This window comes from Amycolatopsis sp. NPDC043887 (assembly GCF_056435665.1).
Genome location: NZ_JBWKEB010000001.1, coordinates 328,307 through 352,328 on the forward strand (window position 1 = coordinate 328,307; position 24,022 = coordinate 352,328).

The 24,022-nt window shown below is 69.8% G+C and carries 24 protein-coding genes; 15 read left to right on the forward strand and 9 right to left on the reverse strand.

Annotated elements, in window-relative coordinates:
* Positions 1–44 precede the first annotated feature (44 nt).
* The 9 genes from rpsF (at position 45) to dnaB (ending at position 8,154) form a co-directional block, all read left to right on the forward strand.
* A complete protein-coding gene (rpsF, locus tag AC069H_RS01685; RefSeq protein WP_016338288.1) occupies positions 45–365 on the forward strand; it encodes a 30S ribosomal protein S6 in 321 nt (106 codons plus the stop codon).
* A 17-nt stretch (positions 366–382) separates the two neighbouring features.
* Positions 383–892 carry a single-stranded DNA-binding protein gene (locus tag AC069H_RS01690; RefSeq protein WP_020632569.1) on the forward strand — a complete coding sequence of 170 codons (510 nt, stop codon included), beginning with the start codon at positions 383–385 and terminating at the stop codon, positions 890–892.
* A gap of 77 nt (positions 893–969) precedes the next feature.
* The gene (gene rpsR / locus AC069H_RS01695; RefSeq protein WP_005168122.1) at positions 970–1,218 is read left to right on the forward strand and encodes a 30S ribosomal protein S18; all 249 of its coding nucleotides are present in this window, start codon (positions 970–972) and stop codon (positions 1,216–1,218) included.
* A 12-nt stretch (positions 1,219–1,230) separates the two neighbouring features.
* On the forward strand, positions 1,231–1,686 hold the full coding sequence (gene rplI / locus AC069H_RS01700) for a 50S ribosomal protein L9 (RefSeq protein ID WP_005168124.1): 456 nt from the start codon (positions 1,231–1,233) through the stop codon (positions 1,684–1,686).
* A gap of 141 nt (positions 1,687–1,827) precedes the next feature.
* Positions 1,828–2,235 (forward strand): hypothetical protein, encoded by a 408-nt coding sequence (locus AC069H_RS01705; protein ID WP_340685785.1) that lies wholly within the window; start codon positions 1,828–1,830, stop codon positions 2,233–2,235.
* Complete coding sequence (locus AC069H_RS01710) at positions 2,235–2,834, forward strand: DUF3558 domain-containing protein (RefSeq protein ID WP_478223973.1); 600 nt, start codon at positions 2,235–2,237, stop codon at positions 2,832–2,834. The genes AC069H_RS01705 and AC069H_RS01710 overlap by 1 nt, the downstream gene beginning before the upstream one ends.
* Positions 2,835–2,837: 3 nt before the next feature.
* Positions 2,838–4,169, forward strand: a complete 1,332-nt coding sequence (locus tag AC069H_RS01715; protein WP_478231019.1) for a PPE domain-containing protein — start codon at positions 2,838–2,840, stop codon at positions 4,167–4,169.
* Positions 4,170–4,265: 96 nt separating this feature from the next.
* A complete protein-coding gene (locus AC069H_RS01720; protein WP_219146938.1) occupies positions 4,266–5,063 on the forward strand; it encodes an ESX secretion-associated protein EspG in 798 nt (265 codons plus the stop codon).
* A 475-nt stretch (positions 5,064–5,538) separates the two neighbouring features.
* Positions 5,539–8,154, forward strand: coding sequence for a replicative DNA helicase (gene dnaB / locus AC069H_RS01725; RefSeq protein ID WP_478231401.1), 2,616 nt, complete (start codon positions 5,539–5,541; stop codon positions 8,152–8,154).
* 158 nt (positions 8,155–8,312) lie between these two features.
* Here the strand turns inward: dnaB and AC069H_RS01730 are convergent, their stop codons facing one another.
* Genes AC069H_RS01730 through AC069H_RS01740 form a run of 3 tightly spaced genes read right to left on the reverse strand, consistent with a single transcriptional unit; the run spans position 8,313 to position 10,862 of the window.
* On the reverse strand, positions 8,313–9,092 hold the full coding sequence (locus AC069H_RS01730; RefSeq protein WP_478231020.1) for an alpha/beta fold hydrolase: 780 nt from the start codon (positions 9,090–9,092) through the stop codon (positions 8,313–8,315).
* 2 nt (positions 9,093–9,094) lie between these two features.
* Positions 9,095–9,691, reverse strand: a complete 597-nt coding sequence (locus tag AC069H_RS01735) for a TetR/AcrR family transcriptional regulator (protein ID WP_478231021.1) — start codon at positions 9,689–9,691, stop codon at positions 9,095–9,097.
* A 49-nt stretch (positions 9,692–9,740) separates the two neighbouring features.
* On the reverse strand, positions 9,741–10,862 hold the full coding sequence (locus AC069H_RS01740) for an FAD-dependent oxidoreductase (RefSeq protein WP_478231022.1): 1,122 nt from the start codon (positions 10,860–10,862) through the stop codon (positions 9,741–9,743).
* 68 nt (positions 10,863–10,930) lie between these two features.
* Between AC069H_RS01740 and AC069H_RS01745 the strand changes: the two genes are divergently transcribed.
* Entirely contained in the window at positions 10,931–11,611 is a 681-nt protein-coding gene (locus AC069H_RS01745) for a TetR/AcrR family transcriptional regulator (protein ID WP_478231023.1), read from the forward strand.
* Here AC069H_RS01745 and AC069H_RS01750 read toward each other — a convergent pair.
* Positions 11,603–12,484, reverse strand: a complete 882-nt coding sequence (locus AC069H_RS01750) for an aminoglycoside phosphotransferase family protein (RefSeq protein WP_478231024.1) — start codon at positions 12,482–12,484, stop codon at positions 11,603–11,605. The genes AC069H_RS01745 and AC069H_RS01750 overlap by 9 nt on opposite strands.
* A gap of 65 nt (positions 12,485–12,549) precedes the next feature.
* Here AC069H_RS01750 and AC069H_RS01755 point away from each other — a divergent pair, with 65 nt between their 5' ends.
* Positions 12,550–13,728, forward strand: a complete 1,179-nt coding sequence (locus AC069H_RS01755) for a serine hydrolase domain-containing protein (RefSeq protein ID WP_478231025.1) — start codon at positions 12,550–12,552, stop codon at positions 13,726–13,728.
* A 10-nt stretch (positions 13,729–13,738) separates the two neighbouring features.
* On the opposite strand, the gene AC069H_RS01760 is transcribed toward AC069H_RS01755, so the two are convergent.
* The gene (locus AC069H_RS01760; protein WP_478223965.1) at positions 13,739–14,692 is read right to left on the reverse strand and encodes a helix-turn-helix transcriptional regulator; all 954 of its coding nucleotides are present in this window, start codon (positions 14,690–14,692) and stop codon (positions 13,739–13,741) included.
* A gap of 85 nt (positions 14,693–14,777) precedes the next feature.
* Between AC069H_RS01760 and AC069H_RS01765 the strand changes: the two genes are divergently transcribed.
* Positions 14,778–15,149 (forward strand): VOC family protein, encoded by a 372-nt coding sequence (locus AC069H_RS01765; protein ID WP_478231026.1) that lies wholly within the window; start codon positions 14,778–14,780, stop codon positions 15,147–15,149.
* Here AC069H_RS01765 and AC069H_RS01770 read toward each other — a convergent pair.
* Positions 15,125–15,586 carry a MarR family winged helix-turn-helix transcriptional regulator gene (locus AC069H_RS01770; RefSeq protein ID WP_478231027.1) on the reverse strand — a complete coding sequence of 154 codons (462 nt, stop codon included), beginning with the start codon at positions 15,584–15,586 and terminating at the stop codon, positions 15,125–15,127. The two genes, AC069H_RS01765 and AC069H_RS01770, sit on opposite strands and share 25 nt — an antisense overlap.
* 63 nt (positions 15,587–15,649) lie before the next feature.
* Here AC069H_RS01770 and AC069H_RS01775 point away from each other — a divergent pair, with 63 nt between their 5' ends.
* Entirely contained in the window at positions 15,650–16,000 is a 351-nt protein-coding gene (locus tag AC069H_RS01775; RefSeq protein ID WP_478231028.1) for a MarR family transcriptional regulator, read from the forward strand.
* A 60-nt stretch (positions 16,001–16,060) separates the two neighbouring features.
* The gene (locus AC069H_RS01780; RefSeq protein WP_478231029.1) at positions 16,061–16,831 is read left to right on the forward strand and encodes a dioxygenase family protein; all 771 of its coding nucleotides are present in this window, start codon (positions 16,061–16,063) and stop codon (positions 16,829–16,831) included.
* Here AC069H_RS01780 and AC069H_RS01785 read toward each other — a convergent pair.
* The gene (locus AC069H_RS01785; RefSeq protein ID WP_478231030.1) at positions 16,828–17,994 is read right to left on the reverse strand and encodes an MFS transporter; all 1,167 of its coding nucleotides are present in this window, start codon (positions 17,992–17,994) and stop codon (positions 16,828–16,830) included. The two genes, AC069H_RS01780 and AC069H_RS01785, sit on opposite strands and share 4 nt — an antisense overlap.
* Before the next feature lie 91 nt (positions 17,995–18,085).
* On the opposite strand from AC069H_RS01785, the gene AC069H_RS01790 reads away from it, so the two are divergent.
* Positions 18,086–19,276 carry an ROK family transcriptional regulator gene (locus tag AC069H_RS01790; protein WP_478231031.1) on the forward strand — a complete coding sequence of 397 codons (1,191 nt, stop codon included), beginning with the start codon at positions 18,086–18,088 and terminating at the stop codon, positions 19,274–19,276.
* 77 nt (positions 19,277–19,353) lie between these two features.
* Here the strand turns inward: AC069H_RS01790 and AC069H_RS01795 are convergent, their stop codons facing one another.
* Positions 19,354–22,560: a beta strand repeat-containing protein gene (locus AC069H_RS01795; RefSeq protein WP_478231032.1), complete on the reverse strand. Its 3,207-nt coding sequence runs from the start codon at positions 22,558–22,560 to the stop codon at positions 19,354–19,356.
* Between the two features lie 192 nt (positions 22,561–22,752).
* Positions 22,753–23,760 (reverse strand): hypothetical protein, encoded by a 1,008-nt coding sequence (locus AC069H_RS01800; RefSeq protein ID WP_478231033.1) that lies wholly within the window; start codon positions 23,758–23,760, stop codon positions 22,753–22,755.
* Between the last annotated feature and the right edge of the window lie 262 nt (positions 23,761–24,022).

The window sequence follows — 24,022 nt, forward strand, 5'->3', positions numbered from 1 at the left end:
CCACGGACAGTCCGTGGCCGCGAGCCCATAGGAGGTGAGTGGTTGTGTCACGCCATTACGAGGTAATGGTCATCCTGGACCCCACGCTCGACGAGCGTACGGTGGCCCCGACCCTGGACAACTTCCTCAACGTGATCCGCACTTCGGGCGGAAGCGTCGAGAAGGTCGACGTCTGGGGCCGTCGCCGGCTGTCCTACGAGATCAAGAAGCACGCCGAGGGCATCTACGCGCTCCTCGACCTGAACTCGACTTCGGAAGCGGTCAAGGAGCTGGACCGTCAGCTCTCGCTGCAGGAGACCGTGCTCCGCACCAAGGTCATGCGCCGCGAGATCAAGCGCGCCGCGACCGCCGCCGCCAAGGCCTGAGCCGAAGGACTTTCCCGATGGCTGGAGACACCGTCATCACGGTGATCGGCAACCTCACGTCCGACCCGGAGCTTCGCTTCACCCCTTCCGGTGCGGCGGTCGCGAACTTCACGGTCGCGTCCACCCCGCGCACGCTGGACCGTCAGTCCGGTGAGTGGAAGGACGGCGAGGCCCTGTTCCTGCGCTGCAACATCTGGCGTCAGGCGGCCGAGAACGTCGCCGAGTCGCTGACGCGTGGCGCGCGTGTCGTCGTGCAGGGGCGCCTCAAGCAGCGGTCTTTCGAGACCAAGGAAGGCGAGAAGCGCACCGTCGTCGAGCTCGAGGTCGATGAGATCGGCCCGTCGCTGCGTTACGCCACCGCCAAGGTGAACAAGGTCAGCCGTGGCACCGGTGGCGGTGGAGGCGGCGGCTTCGGTGGCGGCGGCGGTGGCGGCCAGTCCGGCCCGCCCGCCGACGACCCGTGGGGTTCCGCCCCGCCCGCCGGTGGCGGCGGTGGCGGTGGCTTCTCCGACGAGCCGCCCTTCTGATCAGGCGCTCCGCCGCGGGCGAAAGCTCCGCGAGACGCCTCGAGACAACCACTACGTAGAAATCCAGGAGAAATACCGTGGCCAAGCCACCCATCCGCAAGCCCAAGAAGAAGGTCTGCGTGTTCTGCAAGGCCGAGAAGAAGGGCCGCCCGGAGAACATCGACTACAAGGACACCAACCTGCTTCGGAAGTACATCTCCGACCGCGGGAAGATCCGTGCCCGTCGCGTGACCGGCAACTGCAGCCAGCACCAGCGTGACATCGCCATCGCGGTCAAGAACTCCCGCGAGATGGCGCTGCTGCCCTACACCTCGACCGCACGCTAAGGAGGCACGTCAATGGCGAAGATCATTCTCACCACCGACGTCGCCAACCTCGGTGGGCCCGGCGACATCGTCGAGGTCAAGGACGGCTACGCACGCAACTACCTGCTCCCCCGCGGCTACGCCATCGTGGCCACCAAGGGCGCGGAGAAGAACGTGCGCACGATCAAGCGGGCGCAGGAGAGCCGTCGCATCCGCGACCTCGACCACGCCAAGGAGATCAAGGCGACCCTGGAAGGCCTCGGCGCCATCCAGCTGAGCGGCAAGGCGGCCGAGGGCTCGAAGAAGCTCTTCGGTTCGATCACCACCGCCGAGATCGTGGACGCGATCAAGGCCGCGGGTGGCCCGCTGCTCGACAAGCGCGTCATCGAGCTGAAGGACCACATCAAGACCGTGGGCAAGCACTCGGTCGGCGCCCGTCTGCACCCCGACGTCCGCGTCGACGTGCGGCTCGAGGTCAAGGCCAAGTAACACCGCTTCGGCAAAGGGCGGGACGTCTCCAGCGCGGAGACGTCCCGCCCTTTGCTTTACGCGGAACCCCACTGGGCCGGGTCACGTCTTAGGATTGACTCGACGTCGAGGCACGGGGACGCAAAAGGGGATCTGGAACCAATGGCTTACGACAGCAACGCCGAGGAGAACCGGCAGCAGAAGGTCACGGTGTCCGCGCCGGCCAATCCCGACAAACCGTCGGCGTCGGGTGGGGGTGGCGGCGGGTTCACCTTCGACAAGGACAAGATCGACGGCATCATCAAGAAGTGGACGGATCTGCAGGCCGAGCTCAAGAAGGATTACCGCGACGCGAACCTGATGGCGAACGTCAAGGCACCCGGCAAGGAGTTCGCGAGCGGTGACTGGGAGAAGCTGGCGAACCCGTCGGGCAAGGCGTTCCTGGAGCAGAACCAGAAGATGCAGGACTACGTCAAGAACTACATCGACCAGCTGACCGCCGCGAAGCAGAAGATCGCCACCAACGAGGCCGAAACGCAGGCTTCGCTCAACAAGCACAAGGCCGTGTGATGCGACGTTCCCTCGTTCTCCTCCTGGCCGCGGGCGCGCTGGTCGCCGGCTGTTCGGGCACCAAGAACGGCACGGCCTCGTCCGAGCCGTCCTTCACGACCGGGGCCGATTCCTCCAGTGCGTCGAGCGGCTCGTCCGGCTCCGCACCCAAGGTGTCGAATCCCCTGAAGACCTCGGCGATCGAGAGCGACGCCTGCTCCGCGCTTTCCGCCGCGAAGCGATCCGAGCTCGGGCTCGGCGAAGGTGAGCGTGGGACCACGAGCGTGGGGCAAGGTTGCACGCTCTTCGCCGCCGACGACCGGCTGAACCAGATCGACATCAGCCCGGTGCTCGCGAACAAGAACGGCCTGAGCGACGTCTACGACACGAAGGCCAACAACGAGTACTTCGAGCCGACCGAGGTCGGCGGCTACCCGGCGGTGTACGCCGCTTCGCTCGACGCCCGCAACAAGGGCAAGTGCGGCCTCTTCGTCGGCGTGACCGATCAGCTGGCCGTGAACATCCTGGTGCAGTACGACAACGGACCGGGCGCGAGCGAGCCGTGCCCCGTCGCGCTCAAAGTGGGGGAAGCGATGATCGAGACGTTGAAGGAGGGCTGACGCGTGTTCCTGCTGCCGATCATCGCCGGGTACTCGGCCTACAACCTGGCGACCACGAGATCCGGCGACTTCGAAGCGTCGGGCGGTGATCGCAAGATCGACTGCTACCACATCTGGGAGAAGATCGTCACCGGTCCGGGCACCGGGTCGATCCAGGAGGGCCAGGCCGCGGCGACCCGGCTCAAGGCCGGTTACCAGGAACGGCTGACCACCATCGACAACCTGTCGAAGGAGATGGACGCCGCCTGGACCGGTAAGAGCGCCGAAGCCGCGCAGCAGTCCGGCGCGCATCCGCTGCGGGCGTGGATGGAGGACTCCGGCAAGAAGCTGGTGGACTCCGACAAGTACCTCGGCGAGCAGAACACCGCTTTCACCACGGTGAAGGCGAAGGTGCAGCAGGTCCCGAAGGACCCGCCGAAGAACAACCTGCTCAACTCCATCACCCCGTGGACCACCGACACCGACCGCGCGATCCGGGACTACAACGACAAGGGTCAAGCGAACGTCGACGCGTTCAACGAGTACTTCAAGGCCAGTTCCGAGAACGGCAAGAAGCTGCCCACCTACAGCAAGATGGAGGGGCAGAACACGAACGTCGACGTCAACGGCGGCGGCAAAGGGGACAAGGACGGCAACGGCAACGGTCAGGGCGACCGGAACGGGCACAACGGCATGCCGGGCATCTCGACGCCGCCCGGTTCGATGCCGCCCGGCGGGATGCCGAGCGTCCCCGGTTCGAACATGCCGGGTATCGGCACGCCTGGCTCGAACCTGCCAGGGTCGAACCTGCCGGGCAGCAACCTGCCGGGCTCGAATTTCCCCGGGTCGAACCTGCCGGGCTCGAACCTGCCCGGCGGGCAGTACAACCCGAACATCCCCGGCAGCAACTACAAGCCGCCGTCCTGGGACGACGGGACGAACGCGTCCGGGTACACCCCGCCGAAGATCCCCGGCGCCGGCGGCTTCGGCCCGGGTGGCGGCGGAGGCGGTGGCGGCGGTTTCGGCGGCACCGACATCCCCGGTGCGGGAGGCTTCGGCCCGGACGGCGGCTTCGGCCCCGGGTTCGGTCCCGGTGGCGGGAGCGGCGCGGCCCTGCCCGGCAACGCGGGTGCGATGGGCGGCGCCGGCATGGGTGGCGGCGCGGCCGGTTCCGGTGCCGGAGCGGGCCGTGGTGCCGGCGGAATGATGGGCGGCATGGGCGGTATGGGAGCCGGTGGCGCCAGGGGCAAGGGCGGCGAAGACGAGGAGCGCAGCTCCAAATTCCTCGTCGGTGACGATCCCAACGAGATCTTCGGAACCGACGAACTCACCGCACCGCCGGTGATCGGCGAGTAGTCGTCACGAGCGGGCCGGGCGCGTGCCAAGATTGGGGCGCGCCCGGCTTGTCTTGTTCCGGGCTGGACGAACAAGAACGACTAGGGGGCAGTTCCGGTGCTGGACAAGCAGGTCACGATCACGACCGGCACCCTCATCACGCTGATCCGCCGCCGCGGCGGCGAACCGCACACGATCCTGTCGGAAACGCCGACCTGGTACGACGAGGACGCGCAGCGGGCCGAGGACGAGCGGACCAACGAGGAGCTGGCGAGCCAGGGCCTCTTCGGCGCGCGGGGGTTGCACCCCGGGTTCAAGGCGACGCTCGAAGCGATCGCCAGGCCGTCGCTGGAGTACTACGGCTGGATCGACGGCGGATTCGAGGGCAAGGCGCTGAGCTTCACCCTGCTCGCGGGGAGCGCCGGCGGAGAGGGCTTCGTCCTCGCCCGGCACAGCGAGCACGATGGCATCGCGCTCGCGTCGGTGCGGCCGGAAGAACTGCTCACCGAGTTCCTCGACCAGATCCCGAAGCTCGCGCCGGGACGCGGACGGCCGATCGCCGTCCCGAAGAGCCAGGTCGAGGCGCCGCGCTCGTCCTCGACTGCGCAGGACGAGGGCTTCGAGGTGCTTCGCAGCGGACGGCAGAGCGCCGGCAGCCAGGAGGCCGACGAGCTTCGCCGCATCCTCGCGTTACGCCGTTTGGGGAGCGGAAGCCTCTACGTCGCGGCCCGCGGCCGGAGCGGCGCGCGGCAGCGGATCGAACGCCCGGTGAACTACATCGATACGTCCGAGGGCCGGTGGCTGACCGAAGAGGTACCGGGGAGTGGCGAACCGAGGATCGCCTTCACACCCGCCGACCAGCAGATTCTCGGAGAACGACTACGGAGCGCACAGGGCAGGTTGTTCGCGTCCTGAATTCCGCGCCCGTGAGCCGGGCGGATGGCCCCTCTGCTCTCCGTGGCATTCATCCACAGGGCACCCCTGTGCGCCCGCGTGCGACACGCCGAACGACGAGTTTTGCCCGACACGCCGTGGCGAGTTGAATAAAGTTCTCCACAGTGTCTCCACAGGCCCTGACCAGCACTTTTGTCAGACCATCCCACCGTTGCCCACAAGTTGTACACAGGCTTCGGGTCACCTGTGAAGGGTTGCCCCCAGTCATCCCCAGGTTATCCACAGGGCGGTCCCCAGGCGAAATTGCGCTCGTCCTTTCGGGGGGCCTACCGTGCCCGCCGGGCCGGTACACACCGTGGTGGTCGTCCGGCCGAGAAGGGGAGCACAAGGGAGCGCCGGACGCCGCGGGAGGGGCAGGCGGGCGCGGGCGGACCGACCGGGGAAATTCTGACATAATCGAACGCGTGTTCGATGTCTTGAGGAGGTGGCAGCAGCGGTGGCGCTGACCGACGACCGCAATCCGATGTACGCGGAGTCCGACCCGGGTCCCGGCGACCCCGGTCCGCGTGGCGGCGAGTACGACCGCCAGCCCCCGCAGGACATCGCGGCCGAGCAGTCCGTGCTCGGCGGCATGCTGCTGTCGAAGGACGCCGTCGCCGACGTCATCGAAGCCCTCGGTCCCGACGACTTCTACCGCCCCGCGCACCAGGCGATCTACGACGTCATCCTCGACCTCTACGGCCGCGGCGAACCGGCCGACCCGATCACCGTCTCCGCCGAACTGGAGCGTCGAGGCGAGCTGGGCCGCGTCGGCGGCGCCCCCTATCTGCACACCCTGATCGCGACGGTGCCGACGGCGGCGAACGCCGGGTACTACGCCGAGATCGTCTCCGAGAAGGCGGTGCTGCGGCGCCTGGTCGAGGCGGGCACGCGGATCGTGCAGTACGGCTACGGCGCGGCCGCGGCCGACGGCGCGAACATCGACGAGGTCGTCGACCGCGCGCAGGCCGCGATCTACGACGTCACCGAGCGGCGCACCAGCGAGGACTACGTCGCGCTGGAAGAACTGCTCCAGCCGACCATGGACGAGATCGACGCGATCGCGTCGCGCGGCGGGCAGTCGCAGGGCATCCCGACCGGGTTCGCGGACTTCGACGATCTGACCAACGGCCTGCACCCCGGCCAGATGATCATCGTCGCGGCGCGGCCCGGTGTCGGGAAGGCACTCGCGCTGGACACTCCACTGGCCACACCCGACGGCTGGACGACCATGGGCGAGGTCCAGCCCGGGGACCGGCTGCTCGGTGCGAACGGGCGCCCCACGACCGTGGTCGCGGCGACCGAGGTCATGACGGGCCGCCCCTGCTACGAAGTCGAGTTCTCGGACGGCACGGTGATCCTCGCGGACGCCGAACACCAATGGCTGACCGACACCAGGTCGTCCCGCCGTTCGTGTCGGTCAGCGCCCACGGTGCGGACGACGGAAGAGCTGGCGGCCACGCTGCACTGCGAGACGGCGGATCGGCGTGTCAACCACTCGATCGTGACCACGGCCCCGCTGCAGCTGCCCGAACGTGATCTCCCTCTGCATCCCTACGCGCTCGGAGCCTGGCTGGGCGACGGCCACTCGGCCAGCGCACGCTTCACCACGGCGGACCCGGAGATCATCTGCTACCTGGAGGGGGAAGCCGGGCTCCTGGTGGAACGCCACGGGGAGCAGTCGTACACCCTGCGGCTGGTTCCGCCGGATCCGGTGGAATACCGGCGTTGCGAGGTATGCGGCGAACCGTTCCTTCCCCAGACCTCGCAAGTACGGACGTGTGGCCGTTCGTGCGGCGGCAAAGTGCGTTTCCAGAGTCCTCCGGTGCCGTCGCCGACGTGCCCCGACTGCGGGCGTCCGTCGTCGGGCATGCGGCTTTGCCAAGCCTGCCGCAACGAACACGGCAGTGTGCAGGCGATTCTCCGCACGATGGGCGTACTCGGCGACAAGCACATCCCAGTGGACTACCTGCGAGCGTCGGTCGAACAACGCCGCGCGCTGCTGGCCGGGCTGCTGGACACCGACGGCACCGTCAACCATTCCGGCGCGGTGCAGTTCACCGTGACCAACAGGGTGCTCGCCGAGCAGACCCGGGAACTGATCGTCAGTCTCGGCTACCGCTGCTCGCTGACGACCAAGAAGGTCAAGGGTCGCAGTGAGTCGTCCTCGACGGCGTACACCCTCGGCTTCACCACCCAGGACCGGGTGTTCTGGCTGCAGCGTAAGCACCTGCTGCAGAAGGAACGGCTCACCAACGTCCGCGTCCGACCCCACCTTCGCTACATCGTGGACGTCCGTCCCATGCCGTCCGTCCCGGTGCGGTGCGTGGAAGTCGACGCGCCGGACCATCTGTATCTGGCCGGGCGTTCGATGGTCCCCACCCACAACTCGACGCTGGGACTGGATTTCGCGCGTTCGGCGTCCATCAAACACGGTCTGACCAGCGTCATCTTCTCGCTGGAAATGAGCAGGACCGAGATCGTCATGCGCATGCTCTCGGCCGAGGCCAGGATCCGCCTGGCGGATATGCGCGGTGGCAAGATGTCCGACGACGACTGGACGCGGCTCGCGCGCCGGATGAGCGAAGTCTCCGAGGCGCCGCTGTTCGTCGACGACTCGCCGAACATGACGATGATGGAGATCCGCGCGAAGGCCCGGCGGCTCAAACAGCGCAACGACCTCAAGCTCGTCGTCCTCGACTATCTCCAGCTGATGACCTCGGGTAAACGCGTCGAGTCGCGGCAGCAGGAGGTCTCGGAGTTCTCGCGGCAGATGAAGCTGCTGGCCAAGGAGATCGAGGTCCCGGTGATCGCGATCAGCCAGCTGAACCGTGGTCCCGAGCAGCGGACGGACAAACGCCCGATGCTGTCCGACCTTCGTGAGTCCGGCTCGCTGGAGCAGGACGCGGACCTCGTCATCCTGGTCAACCGCCCCGACGCCTGGGAGCGGGACGACCCGCGCGCCGGCGAGGCGGACCTGATCATCGCGAAGCACCGTGCCGGGCCGACGGCGACGATCACCGTCGCGCACCAGCTGCACTACAGCCGCTTCGTCGATCTGTCACACGACTAGCGGCGGGAAAGACAAGGGCCCCCACGCGAACGCAGAGGCCCTTCGGACCTGGCCCGGCTCGAACGGGCAGCCTCCCCCTCCGACTGCGGACGCACCCTTACCGGGTAGGCGCGCCTAGGGCAGGTTCGCCTCAAGGCTAGGCGATGGAACACCGCGAGTCAGAGCAGGAATTCGAAGACGTCCTTGGTGAAGCGGCGATCGCTCATCACGGTGTGGTGCCGTCGTCCCGGATAGACCTTGAGATCGCCGCGGCGGGTCTTGTCGGCTATTCGCTCGGCGAGTTCGAGCGGGTAGAGAGGATCCTGCGAACCGGCGATCACCAGGGTGGGCGCGGTGATCTCGCCGAGCCGGTCTTCGATGTCGAACGCGTCCTCGGCCCGCAGCATGGCCACCATGCCGTCCGGGTCCGCCGGGCGGCCGGAGGCCAGGCCCAGCAGCCCGGCCAGCAGAGCCCGTCCTGGCCGGGAGTCCGCGCCGGTGGGCGCCAGCGCCATGGCCGCGGCCCGGTGCCGCCCGGCGGCCAGCAGATCCGCGTACCGGCGCTGGACGCGACGGCCTTCCGCGCCGAGCCGGGTGCCCGCGGCGCCGACCACCAGCCGTCGCACCAGGCCGGGATGGTCGGCGGCGAACTGCAGCGCGAGGCAACCGGCCGTGGACAGGCCGAGCACGTCCACCGGACGGTCGAACCGCTGCCGCAGCTCCTCGGCGTGGTGGGCGGCGAGCTCGGCCATGGTGACGCCGGGCCGGAGCCCCGGCCGACGGCCGACCGTCAGCACGGTGAACCGCTCGGCCAGCGGTTTGAGAGACCGCACCTCCGCCCAGCGGGCGAACCCGGTGGGGTTCGCCGAGTCCGGCAGCACCGTCCGGAAGACCACGAGCGGGCTTCCCGTCCCGAACTCGAGGTACGGGGCGCCACCTGCCAGCACACCTTCGCGCATGGTCACTCCTTGGTCAGTCCCGCCGCGACGATGTCGATCAGCCGGTCGAGCGCGGCGGGATAGCGCTGCTCGCCGATGTCCTGCCGGTGCATGGGCAGGACCAGCACGGCCCGGAGCACGCCGATCAACTCGTCGTCGTCGGTGTCGACGAGCCGCCCTTTCGCTCTGGCCGCCTCCAGGAATCCGGACAGCGGCAGCACCTGCTCCGTCCGTGCCCTCTCGCCGGGGCCCATCCGCCTGGCCACCGCCCGCATCTCCTCGGGATGGGTGATCAGCCGGTGGTAGAGCGGGTTCTCCTCGAGGATCCGCACGGTGGCGCGCAGGAAACCGCCGAGGGCGGCACGCGCGCTGTCGGCCTCGTTCACCACCGCGGCCAGCCGTTCGTGCAGTATCGGGGCCTGCCGCAGCATCAGCTCCAGGTACAACGCCTCCTTGGAGTCGAAGAAGGCGTAGAAGCTGCTTTTGGCGATCCCGGCGGGGCCGACGAGGTCGTCCAAGGAGGTCTTGCGCAGGCCCTGTGCGGCGAAGAGGTCGCGTGCGGCGGCCAGGAGCCGTTCGGTGATCCGGGCGCGATCCTCGCCGCTGAACGGGGTCGGCAATCCTGCTCCTGTTCGGCTATGAACGAAGTGGCTTTTCGTTCATAGCACCTTAGCCTCGGGCCGGTTGGAAGAACGCGAGCATTTTCCGGGCGGCGTCCGGCGCGGTCAGGAGTTCGTGGACCCGGGCGGACATCCGGGCGGCGGTTTCGGCGCGGTCGAACATCTCGCGTTCGTAGTCTTCGACGGCGGCGGCGAAGTCGCCCGGATGCGCGGCCAGCGCGAGGCCGAGCAGGGCGCCGTCGAGCAGGGCCATGTTGGCGCCTTCCCCCACCGGCGGCATCAGGTGCGCGGCGTCGCCGACCAGGGTGACGTCCGGTGCCGACGGCCAGGTCAGGCCGACCGGGAGAGCCGCGATCGACCGTGGCACCACCGCGTCGTCACAGGCCGCGATCAGCGCGGTGAACCGCGCGTCCCAGCCGTCGAGTTCCCCGATCAGCCATGCCCGGGCGGCGGCCGGATCGTCGAGCGGCATCCCGCAGGTGGCGAACCAGTTCTCGCCGGTGCCGTGGAAGCTGAGGCCGACGCGCACGGTGCCGTCGCCGTTGCGCTGGGCCGCCAGGGACTTGCCGTCGCCGAGCGCCCAGTAGGTGCCGCGGCCGACCATCGCGGCGAGGTCGGGATGGGTGCGGTCGATGTCGGGAATGCGGAGCTCGACGAAGTTGTGGCCGAGATGCGCCGGACGGGCGTCGGTGAGCAGCGGGCGGACCCGGGAATGCGCGCCGTCGGCGCCGACCAGCAGGTCGTACGTCGCGGTGCGCCCATCGGCGAAGTTCACGACGCCGTCTTCGGCGGATTCGAAGGCGTGTCCCCAGCGCACCGTGTGTTCGGGGAGGGAGTCCAGCAGCAGATCACGCAGGTCGGCGCGGTCGACCTCGGGGCGCTCGAACGACGCGTCGCCGGGCGTGTCCTCCTGCAGCAGCAGCGTGCCGTCCGGCTCCAGAAGCCGCATGTCCTGGCCCTCGTTGCGGGCGATCGCGGAGAACCGGTCGAACAGGCCGGCTTCGCGCAGCGCGCGCTGGCCGGTGTCGGCGTGGATGTCGAGCATGCCGCCTTGACCGCGGGCGTCGCGCGACGATTCACGCTCGTACACGACGGCGTCGATGCCGTTGACGTGCAGAACACGGGCGAGAGCCAGGCCGCCGAGGCCCGCTCCGACGATGGCGAGGGTCATGATCCACTCCTCCGATACACCGTATTGACCAATACACTGTATCGATCGATGCGGTGTATTGTCTCCGCATGGTGGTGTGGGAGCGGCCGGAGCCGCCGAGTCGTCCGGCTCTGGCCCCGCTGAGCCGGGAGCTGATCGTGCGGGCCGCGATCCGGCTCGCCGACGCGGACGGCCTGGACGCGGTATCGCTGCGCAAGGTCGCCACCGCGCTGGACGTCGGCCCGATGCGGCTGTACGGCTACATCGAGAGCAAGGAAGAGCTGCTCGACCTGATGGTCGACGCCGTCCACGCCGAGATCCGGCCCACCGGGGAAGGCTGGCGGGAGGTACTCCGATCACTCGCCGACGCCATGCGGCAGGCGGTTCACCGGCACGAATGGCTCGCCGACCTGCTCGGCGGCAGGCCCCAGCTCGGCCCGCACGCGCTGGCCACTTCGGAGGCGGTGATGGCGGCGCTGGGCGACGTCGGCATCGACTCCGCGATGCCGGTGGTCTCGGCGGTCAACGCGTACACGATCGGCGCGGTGCGCCGGGAGATCGCCGAGCGTCGAGCGGAACGGGCCACCGGGCTGGACGAGAAGCGCTGGCAGGCCACGCTCGGCCCCTACCTGACCCGGGCCTTCGCCACCGGCAAGCTCCCCGCGCTGGCCACGGTGGTGCGCGACGCCGTCCACCTGGACGCCGACGAGACCTTCCGGATCGGCCTCGACTTCCTTCTCGACGGCATCGAGGCCCGGCCCTCAAGCTGACGCGCGTTCAAGCGCCGCCCGGCCGGCCGGTTCCCAGGTCGGTTTGCCGCCGGGCAGGCCGAGCCTGCCGGTGCGGCCGATGCCGATCAGGTTCAGCGCGCGCAGAACCGCCCAGCCGCGAGCCCGCACGACCGTGGCCTCGTCGACGGTCCCGTACGCGTCGAAGAACCGGCCCACCGTGCCCTCGGGCAAGAGGATCCAGGCCGCCGACAGGTCGGTCGCGGGATCGCCGGCGCACATGTCGCCGAAATCGATCACCCCGGAGAGCGTTCCTTCCCGCACGATCACGTTCGCGGGATGCAGATCGCCGTGCAGCCAGATCGGTGGCCCGTGCCACGCGGGCGCCGCGACCGCCTTCTCCCAAATCTCCCTGGCGCTCCCGGCGCCCGCCTCACCGGCGATGACCTCCAGCGATTCGGTGAACCCCTCCCGCAACGCGGCGAGCGGGACGCCGCGCGTCGCGCTTTCCGGCGCCTCCGCGGGCGCCTCCTGATGCAGCGCACTGAGGAAACCCGCGAGGATTTCGGCCGCGTCCGGACGGGTGATCGGCGTTCGATCCGCTGGCTGGCCCTCGACCCAGCGGGTGATCGTCCACGGGTGCCCGAACAGGGCCGAAGGTTCGCCGACGCGCACCGGCACGGGAATCGGCAGCGGCAGGCGTTCGGCCAGCGAGGGCAGCCACTTCTGCTCGTTCCGCAGCAGACCGGGAGCACGCGTGCTGCGCGGCAGTCGCACGGCCAGCTCCGGCCCGAGTCGCCACTGCCGGCTGTCCCAGCCACCGTCGACGTCGCGGAGTTCCAGTTCCGCGAGATCCGGATGCTGTTCCCGCAGCAAAGCCCGTACCGAATCCTGTTCGCACCCGAAATCGTCCATGATCGAGGCTCCCATGTCAGCGCCGTGACCGTCCCGTGTCAGCGCGGCCCGCGAACGTGGTCGCCATGAACAAGACACTGAAGACCTTCCGCCGCATCGGCCTCACCGCACTGGCCGCCGCACTGCTGACGGGGGTCGCCGTGCCGACGGCCTCCGCCGGGCAGGACCGTCCGGAACTGCGACAGGCCGTCCAGGAATTCGTCGACGCCGGGTTCGGCGGCATACAGCTTCGCGTCCGCGACGAGCGAGGCGAGTGGACCGGCAGCGCCGGGGTGCGCGAGCTGGGCGGGACCGCGAAACCGCCGACCAACGGCCATTTCCGCGTCGGCAGCACGTCGAAGAGCTTCACCGCGACCCTGGTGCTGCAGCTCGTGGCCGAGGGCAGGATCGGGCTCGACACCCCCGTCGCCGGTCTCCTTCCCGGGCTCGGGCTGGACTCGCGGATCACTGTGCGGATGCTGCTGCAGCACACCAGCGGGCTGTTCAACCACACCGGCCAGTACCACCCGGACGGGACGGTCACGCCGGGAATCCCGTGGGCGGGCAAGGAATGGGTGGACAAGCGATTCCACACCTACCGGCCGGAGGAACTGGTCCGGCTGGCGGTGTCCAAGCCCCCGGTCTTCGAGCCGGGCGCGGGCTGGAGCTACTCCAACACCAACACCGTGGTCGCCAGGCTGCTGGTCGAGAAGCTCTCCGGCCGTCCCTTCGCCGACGAGCTGGACCGGCGGATCCTGCGGCCGCTCAAGCTGCGTGACACCTTGTCGCCGGGCGCGTGGGCCGGAATGCCCAAGCCGTACGCCCACGCCTACTACCGCTATGAAGACGCCGGGCAGTGGAAGACGATCGACGTCACCCACCAGAACCCGTCCTGGATCTCCAGCGCCGGCGACATGATCTCGACGACCAAGGATCTCCAGACGTACTTCTCCGCACTGCAGAGCGGAAAGCTCCTCCCGGCGTGGCTGATGGCCGAGATGCGCGAGACACACCCCGGCAGCCAGAGCCTCTACGGCTTCTACGGTCTCGGGCAGTACTCGCAGGACTTGGGCCCGGGCTGCGTCGGCACCGTTCTCAACCACAACGGTGGTCTCAACGGCTACGGGTCTCTGATGTACAGCACGCCCGACGGCAGCCAAACGCTGACCGCGTCGATCACCGGGGGCGACGCCGAGAACGACCCGGCGCAGGCCTTCCCGGCGGCGCTGAACAAGCTCGTCCGGACGGTGTTCTGCGGCAAGTGAGCGAGACCGGTCAGCGCGCCCGCTCGGCCAGCCGGGCCGCCAGCGCGCCGACCAGGTCGCGGAGCTCGGCCGGCCGCTCGATGACGAACGGCCGGTCGAGCGCGGCGAGCCGCGAGGGGATCCAGTCGAGCCGTTGGGCCCGGATCCGGGCGCGGACCCGGTCGCCGTCCGTTTCGAGGGTCGCCACGGACGGCGGGAAGACGGCGCGGATCTCCTCGGGCGGCGCCTGGATCCGCACGGAGACGTCGTGCCGGTACGGCGTCTCGGCCAACGCCGTCAGCACCCGCTCGGCCGGGTCGAAGTCGTCGGGGGCCTCGAAGGTTCCCGGCCGCGGCTCCGCCGACTTGATCCGGTCGACACGGAAGGTCCGCACCTCGCCGCCTGCCGAGTCGAACCCGGTCAGGTACCAGCGTCCGGAATGCGCCACGACGCCGTACGGATGGACGACGCGTTCGCTGGCACCGCCGTGCCCGGCGACATACGCGAGCCCGACCGGATGCCGGTCCCGGACCGCCTCCGCGACGGTGAGCAGGACCTCGGCCTCGGCCGACAAGGCTTTCCTTGCCGGTGCGGTGAAGTCGGCGGTCTCCAGCAGCGCGTCCAGCCGTCGGCCCAGTGGTTCGGGAAGGACCCGGCGGACTTTCGCGACCGCGCTCTCGACGGCCGCGACCGACGTGGTGATCAGCCCGGCACGCCGCCCCGCGACCAGGCCGAGCAGGACGGCCAGCGCCTCTTCGTCGGTGAGCATCAGCGGCGGCATGCGGTAGCCGGGGGCCAGCCGGTAGCCGCCGTACCGGCCGCGCACCGAGCGGACCGGGATGTCCAGGTCGACGAGGTGTTCGGCATAGCGGCGGACGGTGCGTTCGTCCACGTCGAGCCGTCCCGCGAGCTCGGCGACGGTGCGCGTCCCGCCGCCCTGGAGGATCTCCAGCAACGCGAGCACGCGGGCGATGGGCCTGGTCACAGCCGGGAGAATACCGGGCGGCTCCTGCCCGGTATCGCTTCTAACGTGGCCGATGTCCCGCTTTCCGGCCCCGAAAGGATCCACCGTGCAGTTCGTTTCCGTCCGTGTGATCACCCAGAACGTCGCCCGCCTCGCCGGGTTCTACGAGAAGGCGACCGGACTCGCCGCGCGATGGCGTTCCGAGCAGTTCGCCGAACTCGTCGGGCCGTCGTGCACCTTGGCGATCGGCAGCGCCGAGACCATGACGCTGTTCGGCGCGGGCGCCGCGGTGCCCGAGTCGAACCGCACCGCGATCCTCGAGTTCCGCGTCGAGGACGTCGACCGGGAATACGAGCGGCTGGCAGGCCTGGCCGAAATCGTGCAGGAGCCGACCACGATGCCGTGGGGGAACCGGTCGCTGCTGTTCCGCGACCCCGACGGCAACCTGGTCAACTACTTCACGCCGAGTGCCCCGTAGTTCCGGACGAACGCGGTCAGCAGCCGCGCGAACTCGCGGCGGTCGTCGTCCGTCCAGTCCGCCATCGCCTCGGCGAACACCGAGCGGCGGAATTCGTGCATGCGCGCCACTTCGGCGCGGCCGGTCTCGGTGAGCACGAGGACGGCGCGGCGGCCGTCGCGCTGATCGGCTTCGCGGCGGAGAAAACCGTCCTCGACCGCGCGGGCGACGAGACGGCTCGCTCGCGGCTGGTCGATGGTCAGCGCCGCCGCGAGACTGGTGACGGTTCCCGGCTCGCCGCTCTCCTCGGCCGCCTCGACGGCGTCGAGAAGTCCCTGAAGCGCCTGGTCCGGCATCGTTTCGGCGCGGTCGCGAGCGAGTTTCGACAGCGATCGCCTCGCCTGGCTCCGCCGGATGGCGATCATCGCGCGTTCCACGTCGGCCACGGCGTCCGTCATTGCTCATCCTCACCAAGTGCATGTACTTTTGCATGTAGTTGCCGCCTACATGAAGGAGTATCCATGAAACCCATCGGCTTCTGGTTCGCCCACCTTCACCAGGCGCTCGAATCCTCCCTGGAGCGGCTCCTCGACAGTGAAGGACTGACCCGTCGCCACTGGCAGGTCCTGAATACCGTCGGCAGCGAAGCACTGAAGCCGTTTGGAGACCTCCAGAAAACCATCTCCGACCTGCGCGTTCGCGGCTGGATCGACGAGGGCGGCCTGACCGAAGCCGGCCGGGCGGCACATCTCCGGCTGAAAGCCAAGGTCGGCGCGTTCCGTTCGCGCGTAACCGAAGGCATCAGCAATGACGACTACCGGACGACGGTCGCCGTCCTGGAACGGATGGCGGCCAACCTCGCACGGGAATAAGGCGAAGCCGGGCGACGTCGTCTATCCTGGTAGTTGAAAGTTCAAACACCTGGAGCTGACATGACCCCGGTGCTTTACCTCAGCCACGGCGCGCCGCCGCTCGCCGACGACGCCACCTGGACCCGCCAGCTCGCCGGCTGGTCGGCGGACCTCGAGAAACCGAAGGCGATCCTCGTCGTCTCGGCGCACTGGGAAGAGGCACCGCTGACCCTCGGCGCCACCACCACGGTGCCGCTGGTCTACGACTTCTGGGGTTTCCCGGATCGCTACTACCAGGTGAAATACGCCGCGCCCGGCGCTCCCGAGCTGGCGGACAAGGTGCGTAAACTCCTGCGCTCGTCCCAGACGCCGATCCACGACGCGCCCGACCGCGGCCTCGATCACGGCGCGTACGTCCCGCTCGTGGAGATGTACCCCGACGCCGGCATCCCGGTGCTGCAGGTGTCGATGCCGTCGCTGGACCCGCGGGAGCTGTTCGACCTCGGCCGGAAGCTCGCGCCGCTGCGCGACGAAGGCGTGCTGATCATCGGCAGCGGCTTCTTCACCCACAACCTGAGCGCGATGAGCCAGACCGACGGCACCGACGGGACACCGCCGTCGTGGTCGAGCGAATTCGACCACTGGGGTGCGGAAACTCTGCGCGAGGGCGACCTCGACGCGCTGCTGGACTTCCAGCGCAAGGCGCCCGCCGCGGCCATCGCGCACCCCAGGATCGAACACTTCGCACCGCTGTTCGTCTCGCTCGGCGCGAGTTCTTCGGAAGGAAAAGGCGAGACCGTCATTGACGGCTACTGGCACGGCCTCGCCAAGCGTTCCCTCCAGTTCGGCTAGCGGGATCGAAGGACGCCGGCGCCCGCCACCAGGCCGAGCGCCAGCAGCGTGACCACCGCGAACGACACCGTCAGCGACGTCAGGTCGGCGATCCCGCCGATCAGCGACGGCGCCACGAGACCCGACGAATAGGTGATGGTCGCGACGCCCGCGATCGACTGGCTCGGCGTCGGCCCGCTGCGTCCGGCCGCCGCGAAGGCGAGCGGCACGACGACGGAGACGCCGAGCCCGATCAGCGCGAAACCGGCCATCGCCATCACCGGATGCGCGGCGAAGACGACCAGCAACCCGCCCGCGGTCGCGAAGGCGCCACCCGCGCGGACGGTGTTGACCGAGCCGAAACGCCGCACCAGCGCGTCGCCCGAGAGGCGGGCGACCGCCATCGTGCAGGTGAACGCGGTGGTCGACGCCGCCGCGATCCCCGGCGAGGTGCCGAGGACGTCGCGCAGGTAGACGGCGGACCAGTCGAGGCTCGCCCCTTCGGCGAAGACGGCGCAGAACGCGACGGCGCCGATGATCACGGCCGACTTCGGCGGCAACGCGAACCTCGGCGGCGGGTTCTCGTCCGGTGCGCTGCGGACGTCGAAGACGCCCTGGCAAATGAGCGCACCGGCGACGGTGAGCACGGCCGACGCGATCGCGAAGTGGAGACGGGCGTCCATGCCGGCGTGCGCGGCGAGCGTGCCCGCGGCGGAGCCGACGAGCGCACCCGTGGTCCACATGCCGTGCAGCCCCGACATGACCGACTTGCCCATCCGCTCCTCGACGTCGACGCCGAGGGCGTTCATCAGCACGTCCGACGTGCCAGCCGCGGTGCCCATGACGAACAGCGCGAGACACAGGGTGACCAGGTCTCCCGCCAGGGCGGGGAGGATCAGCGCCAGCGTCCAGTACGCGAGCAGCAGCCGGAGCCCCAGCCTGCCGCCGAGCCGGTGTCCGATCCGCGCGGCGAGCGGCATGGTGAGCGAAGCCCCGATGGCGGGGAAGGCGAGCGCGAGGCCGAGCTGGCCCGCGCTGATCCCCGCGTGTTCCTGGATCCACGGGATCCGGGTGGCGAAACTGCCGGTCACCGCGCCGTGCACGGCGAAGACGGCGGCGATGGCGATCCGCGCCTGCCGCACCCGCCGCGTCGGCCCGCCGACGGTTTCCACTGTGTTGGTCACTGGGCCCCCAAGGTCCATGAGACGACTCGACGGGCGTCAGCGTAAACTATCAGGAAGGAAACCTGATAATTAATTCTGGGAGGATCTGCCGGTGAGTGTCATCCGGATGCCGTCCGCCTCCCCGAGCACGGCACGTGCCATCAACGACCGCCTCGCCCTCGATCTGCTTCACCGCGAAGGCTCACTGACGGCCGCCCAGCTCAAGAAGTTGACCGGGCTGTCGCGGCCGACGGTCGCGGACCTCGTCGAACGTCTGCAGGACGCCGGGCTGATCGAGATCGTCGGCGAGGCGGGCGCGGAACGCCGCGGCCCGAACGCGAAGCTGTACGGCATCGTCGCCGACCGCGCGTACCTCGCCGGCCTCGACGTCCGCACCCACGGCGTGGCCGTCTCGGTCGCGGACCTGCTCGGCCGGACCCGAGCGGAGGCCTCGCTGCCGTTCGACCTGGACGTCGACACCGACGTAGCCGTCGAGCGGGCGATCGCCCTGCTGGAGGCCACCACCGCCGAGGCGGGCGCGGCCGAGCTGCACACGATCGCCGTCGGCGCTCCCGGTCTGGTCGACCCGGCGACCGGCGGCCTGCGGCACGCCGGCGGATTGCCCGCGTGGCACGGGAAACTCGTCGACGAGCTCCGGCGTCGGCTCGGTGTCCCGGTGCTGCTGGAGAACGAGGTCAACCTCGCGGCCGCCGCCGAACAGCGGCTCGGCGCCGCCCGCGACCGGGACACGTTCGTCCTGCTGTGGCTGGGTTTCGGCGTCGGCGCGGCGGTCGTCCTCGACGGTTCGCTGCGGCGGGGCGCGTCGGGCGGCGCGGGGGAGATCGGGTTCCTGCCGATGCTGGGCCCCGGACGGCTGCCGACGGCGACCGACTGCGACGGCGGCTTCCACACCCTCGCGGGCAGCGCCGCGATCTGTGAACTCGCCCGCGCGCACGGCATCCCGGCTTCATCGGCCGACAACGCCGAAGCGGCCGAGGCGGCCGTCGGATACGCGATCGACGCGAACGCCGACGAATTCCTGAAGATCGTCGCGGAGCGGATCGCGATCGGTGCCGCCGCGGTCACCGCGGTCCTGGACCCGGGCTGTCTCGTGCTGGGCGGGGAGATCGGGCGCGCCGGCGGCGACGCGCTGGCGGCCAGGGTGAGCCGTCGGCTCTCGGAGATCTCACCGCTGCGGACCGAGGTGCGGGCGGGCACCGTCGGCGGGAGCGCGGTACTGGAGGGTGCGGTGCTGACCGCGGTGGGCGCCGCCCAGGACGTGCTCTTCACCCCGGGTGGCTGAAGCGAACACAAAGCGGGCCCGGGAGTGTCTCCCGGGCCCGCTTCGGTTCATTCAGTGGCGCTAGCCGACTGGCAGGTTCACATGGTGTGGAACTTCTTGCCGGTCAGGGTGCCGAGGAAACGCTGGAACATGCTCAGCGGCGACGAGTCGACGCCCGCCAGAGCCGGGACCTGCGCGGTCGGCATCGCCGGGGTGCTGTTCACGACCGGCAGGGTGCCCGTCGTGGGCAGCTGCACCGGCAGGGCGCCCGCGGTCGGCAGCGCACCCGCGGTGGGCAGGTTGCCGGCGGTGGGCAGGTTGCCCGCGGTGGGCAGCCCGTTCAGCGCCGGGAGGGCCGGCAGCTGCGCGACCTTCGGGGCGTCCGCACGAGCGGCGTCACCGGGCAGACCCGGGGTCTTCGGCAGGGCCGGAACACCGGGCAGGGCCGGGGTGCCGGGCAGCTCGGGCAGGTCCGACTTCGGCAGCTGCGTCGGGATGGCTCCCAGCTGCTTCAGCGCGGTCAGTCCGGCCACCTGCACCGGGAGGGTCGCCACCTGGGGACCGTCGGCACGGGCGCCACCGATCGCCGGGGTGGTCGGCAGAGCGCCGGCACCGTTCATCGACGGCAGGGCCGGAGCACCGAAGGGCAGCGCGGGCAGCGCGTCGATCGGCATCTCCGAACCGACCGAGTCGGTGAAGGCGCGGGAGAACTCCTCACCGTTGATCTCGGTGAAGTCCTCCGAGTTCTCGTCCGCGATCGCGAGGACCGGGATCTCGAACTCGTTCAGCGGCACCACGAAGACGAGCGGGTGGTGGAAGTTGAAGCCCGAGAGGGCCTCTCCGCTGCCGTCGGTGATGCTGTCGCCACCGGCCTGACCGGTGATCATGCTGGTCGCCTCGGTCTCGGACACGCCGCCGACCGCCGCGATGGCGTTGCCGAACACCTCGGGGTCGGCCGCGGCCGGGATGTCGAGGATGTTGCCCGAGAGCGATCCGTCGAGACCCGAGGTCTCCACGTCCCCACCCGAGATGGCGTCGACGGTGTTGGCGCCCTCGGCGTCGGCCAGCCCGGCGACCGCGACCGCGTCGTGGGTGACCGGCACGATCGGCAGCGCCTGCGCGCCGATGATGTTGCCCGAAACCGCGCCCTCGTCACCGGTGGTGGTGGCGTCGCCGCCCGCCTCCGAAAGGACGTCGCTGACGCTCTCGCCCTCGGCGATGCCCGCACCGGCGATGCCGTGCCCGGTCACCGGGACCGCGCCACCGATCGGCGTCTGGACGATGTTGCCCGCCAGCGCGCCTTCTTCACCGTTGGCGGTGGCGTCGCCGCCCGCGCTCGAGTCGGTGAGGTTCGTGCCCTTGCCCGAGGCGATCCCGCCGAGCACCGCGGCGAAGTTGTGCGCCTGGACCGGCAGGGAGACCGGGCCGTAGACCAGGTTGCCCGAACCCGCGCCACCGTCACCGGTCGCGTGGACGTCGCCACCCGCGTTGGAGGTGGTGTCGCCGTCGGCGCCACCGTGGCCCTGGCCGATGAACGCGCCACCGATCCCGAACGCCTGCACCGGCAGCGAAACCGGCACGGTGCCCAAGTTGGAGCTGAGGAAGCCGTTGTCGTCGGCGGTGTTCCCGCCGCCGCCGCCGGAGACGACCTTGGTCTCCTCGGCCGAAGCGGTGCTCTGACCGATGAACGAGCCACCGACGCCGAAGACCTCGGCCGGAACGGCGGCCGGGACCTGGACGATGTTGCCCGAGCCGGACGAGTCGTTGCCCGTGGTGCCGTCGTAGTTGCCGGCGGTCACGGTCTTCGTCTCGGACGCCTCGGCGGTCGCCTGTCCGATGTGCGAGCCGGCGACGCCGAACACCTCGGGGGCCAGCGCGGCCTGGGTGTTGACGACGTTGCCCGCCAGGGTGGAGTCGTCACCCGTGGTGTGGGTGCCGTCGCCGGCGTTCGCGTCGACGGTGTTCTCGCACGAAGCGACGTTGGCGCTGCCGATGTAGGTGCCCGCGACGCAGGTCACCTCGACGGGAGCGGCCACGGCCGGGTCGACGATGTTGCCGCCACCGGCGGAACCTTCGCCCTCGCTGCTGATGAACCCACCGGCGTCGACGGTGCTGGACTGGCTGGTCCCGCCTTCCGTGCCGGTGTTCGCGAGGCCGATCCAGCTGGCGGCCACGCCGCCGACGTTCGCGACGTCCGCGGTCTGCGGCACGATCGCGTTACCCGCGACGGCCGAGTCCTCGCCGGAGGTCTGCACGTAGCTGGGGACGTTGCTCCAGCCCGGGGTGGTGTCACCGGCGGTGGCGTCCGCGGAGGAGCTGCTGTTGGAGTTCGCGAGCGAACCCCACGCGGCGGCAGCGTTGTCGTTGAACTTCACCGGGAGGGCGATCGGCACCGCGCCGACGTTGCCGCCGAGGGCGGAGTCGTCACCGTCGGTCTCGATCCAGCCGCCGGAGGTGGCCTCGGTCTCGGCCTCGTAGCCGGAGCTGTTGGCGTTGCCGATGATCCAGGAGGCGGCGTTGCCGGTGACCTGGACCGGGGTGGCGAACTGGCCGGCCACCACGTTGCCGGACAGGGCGGAGCCCTCGCCGTCGGTGGTGATGTTGCCGGTCTCGGTGGTGCTCTGGCTGGCGGAACCGCCGACCACGCGGCCGGTGCCGCCGGCGAGCCCGCCGCCGTTGCCGGCGATCTGCACGGGCAGCGCCCAGTCGAGGGACACGACGTTCCCGGCGAGGCTGGAGTCCGCGCCGGTGGTCTCGACGTCCTGGTTGTGCGACCAGGTCTGGTCGTGGGTGCCACCCTCGACCTCGGCGTCGCCGATCACGCCGATGGCGTTGTCGACGATCTGGATCGGGACGACGACGTCACCGACGACCTTGTTGCCCTTGAGGATGTCGTCCGTGGTGGTGAACCCACCACCGGTCAGCCCACCGCTGACCTGACGGGCCGAGTCCTTGGCGGCCAGCGGAGCGGGAACGGCGTTCTTGCCGGAAAGGCTCGGGAGCCCTCCGCCGATGCCGTCGGTGCTGCCGCCGGGCGACGAAGCCGAGTCCAGCGCGTCCGAGACGGGCTTGGTGACGGCCTTGGTGCTGATCTCGCCCTTGTAACCGGGGAGGTCGGCCTGGCCGAGGGGCGTGCCAACGGCGTTGTTGTCGATCTCGACCGGAACGGTGACGTTCGCGTCGAGCGGGGAGGCCGGGGTGTCGGGGTTGACGTGTTCGTCAGCCGAGGCGATGCCGGTGCCCAGCATCAACAACCCACCCGTGACCAACGCGGTCTGGAGTCCGCGCTTTGCCCAGGATTGCATGGGGTTTTTCTCCTTCATTTCGGGTTCCCTTTCGGGTTCAGGGGGTGCCGTTCGAAAGGCACCAGAGGGGGGTGGAGCGATTGCGGGCGCGACAAAGCGCACCGCCGTTTCGCGGGGATCAGGAGCGGACGCGAAGCCATGCCCGGAATCGGGAGGCGTGAGGCGCGTCGGCTACCCCGCGGAGGGAGGTGTTCAGTCGGGAGTGACGCCGGGCTGCGAGCCCGGGGTGAGCGGCATGTACCGCGTGCCTGCCAGCGCGTAGCCGGTCAGGGAACGCTCGACGGCGGCGGCGACCCAGGCGGGAACGCCGTGGGTCAGGCCGTCGAGGTGACCACCGGGGGCGGAGCCGCCGGGGACAGTCGGGAAGGAAGGCGCGGCGGGAAGCGGCGCCGGGGTGATCGGACGCGGGAAGTCACCGCGGTGACCGTCACGTGCCGGGGCGTCCTCGACCTGATCGAAGGCACCGTGCTGCTGCACGAGGGCCGGCATCGGGAGGACGGTTTCGAGGGAAGCGGGGAACTGGGTCGTCGCCAGCTGCGCGAAGTCGGTGACCTGCGCACCGGCGCCGATGGTGTCCAACGGGGACTCGGGGTTCACCGGGGTTCCGCCGACCGGGAGCTCCGGGACGAGGTCGCCGTGTCCGTTCGGGTCGAGGAGGTCCCAGACCCCGCGGCCGAAGTCGGGCGACGGGGTGAACGTCTCGTCCAGCACCTGGCGGGTGTCCTGGGGCTCGCGCACGATGTGCTCGACCGCGCCGAGGGTCCGCTTGACCGGGGTGATCACCGAGTTGTCCGCGAAGTCGGTGACCGCGTCGCTGACGCGCGTCGAGACCTCGTGCCGGTCGGCGCGGATGTCGCCGCAGTGGTGCTTCGCGGAAGCGGACTCGTTCTCGGCGGGCATCGACCACGTGGTGGCGTCCTGCTGGCTGTCGCCGCACATCGCACCGGCGACGTCACCCGCGAACTTCGACGCGCCTTGGGAAACGTCGGTCAAACCCGCCGCGGTGGCGTCGGTGACCGGGGTGACGCTGGTTTCGGGAGTGGAGACCACCGGGGTGATTTCCGCGGAAGCGGAAGAGCCCGAAACGACCCACGCGACGGCGGAACCGGCGACGGCGCCGCCGAGCACGAACAGCGCACGCGAAGCGAGACGGCCGAAGCGCGCCGCGCCCCGCCCCTCGTTCTTCGCCGCGTTCGTCACTCGGTCTCCTGTCACGTCGGTATGCCGTTCGTGGTTGCGGGACCGAGGTAAGCAAAGTGCGGAAGGCCCGCGCGACTTTGAACCACCTTGATGGCACGATCGTGTGAAGAACACACGGTGTAGCCCAAAATCACGATGTGTGATCACGGCTGGCGGAGCGCGGTTACTCCAGAGTTGATCCGCAGGTGGTGTGTCAAGCGTCGCATCGGGCGAATTCGCCCCGTGCGCGTCGCCCGGAATGGTCGGGAAACGTCGCCTCGGA

Bases quoted from the DNA above. Each gene is read 5' to 3' on its own strand.
- AC069H_RS01770 (WP_478231027.1), bottom strand. From the start codon at position 15,586: ATGACGGACGCCGTGGCCGACGTGGAACGCGCGATGATCGCCATCCGG.
- AC069H_RS01740 (WP_478231022.1), bottom strand. From the start codon at position 10,862: ATGACCCTCGCCATCGTCGGAGCGGGCCTCGGCGGCCTGGCTCTCGCC.
- AC069H_RS01705 (WP_340685785.1), top strand. From the start codon at position 1,828: ATGGCTTACGACAGCAACGCCGAGGAGAACCGGCAGCAGAAGGTCACG.
- AC069H_RS01755 (WP_478231025.1), top strand. From the start codon at position 12,550: ATGAACAAGACACTGAAGACCTTCCGCCGCATCGGCCTCACCGCACTG.
- AC069H_RS01775 (WP_478231028.1), top strand. From the start codon at position 15,650: ATGAAACCCATCGGCTTCTGGTTCGCCCACCTTCACCAGGCGCTCGAA.
- AC069H_RS01690 (WP_020632569.1), top strand. From the start codon at position 383: ATGGCTGGAGACACCGTCATCACGGTGATCGGCAACCTCACGTCCGAC.
- AC069H_RS01780 (WP_478231029.1), top strand. From the start codon at position 16,061: ATGACCCCGGTGCTTTACCTCAGCCACGGCGCGCCGCCGCTCGCCGAC.
- AC069H_RS01710 (WP_478223973.1), top strand. From the start codon at position 2,235: ATGCGACGTTCCCTCGTTCTCCTCCTGGCCGCGGGCGCGCTGGTCGCC.
- rplI (WP_005168124.1), top strand. From the start codon at position 1,231: ATGGCGAAGATCATTCTCACCACCGACGTCGCCAACCTCGGTGGGCCC.
- AC069H_RS01730 (WP_478231020.1), bottom strand. From the start codon at position 9,092: ATGCGCGAAGGTGTGCTGGCAGGTGGCGCCCCGTACCTCGAGTTCGGG.
- AC069H_RS01795 (WP_478231032.1), bottom strand. From the start codon at position 22,560: ATGCAATCCTGGGCAAAGCGCGGACTCCAGACCGCGTTGGTCACGGGT.
- AC069H_RS01750 (WP_478231024.1), bottom strand. From the start codon at position 12,484: ATGGACGATTTCGGGTGCGAACAGGATTCGGTACGGGCTTTGCTGCGG.
- AC069H_RS01745 (WP_478231023.1), top strand. From the start codon at position 10,931: ATGGTGGTGTGGGAGCGGCCGGAGCCGCCGAGTCGTCCGGCTCTGGCC.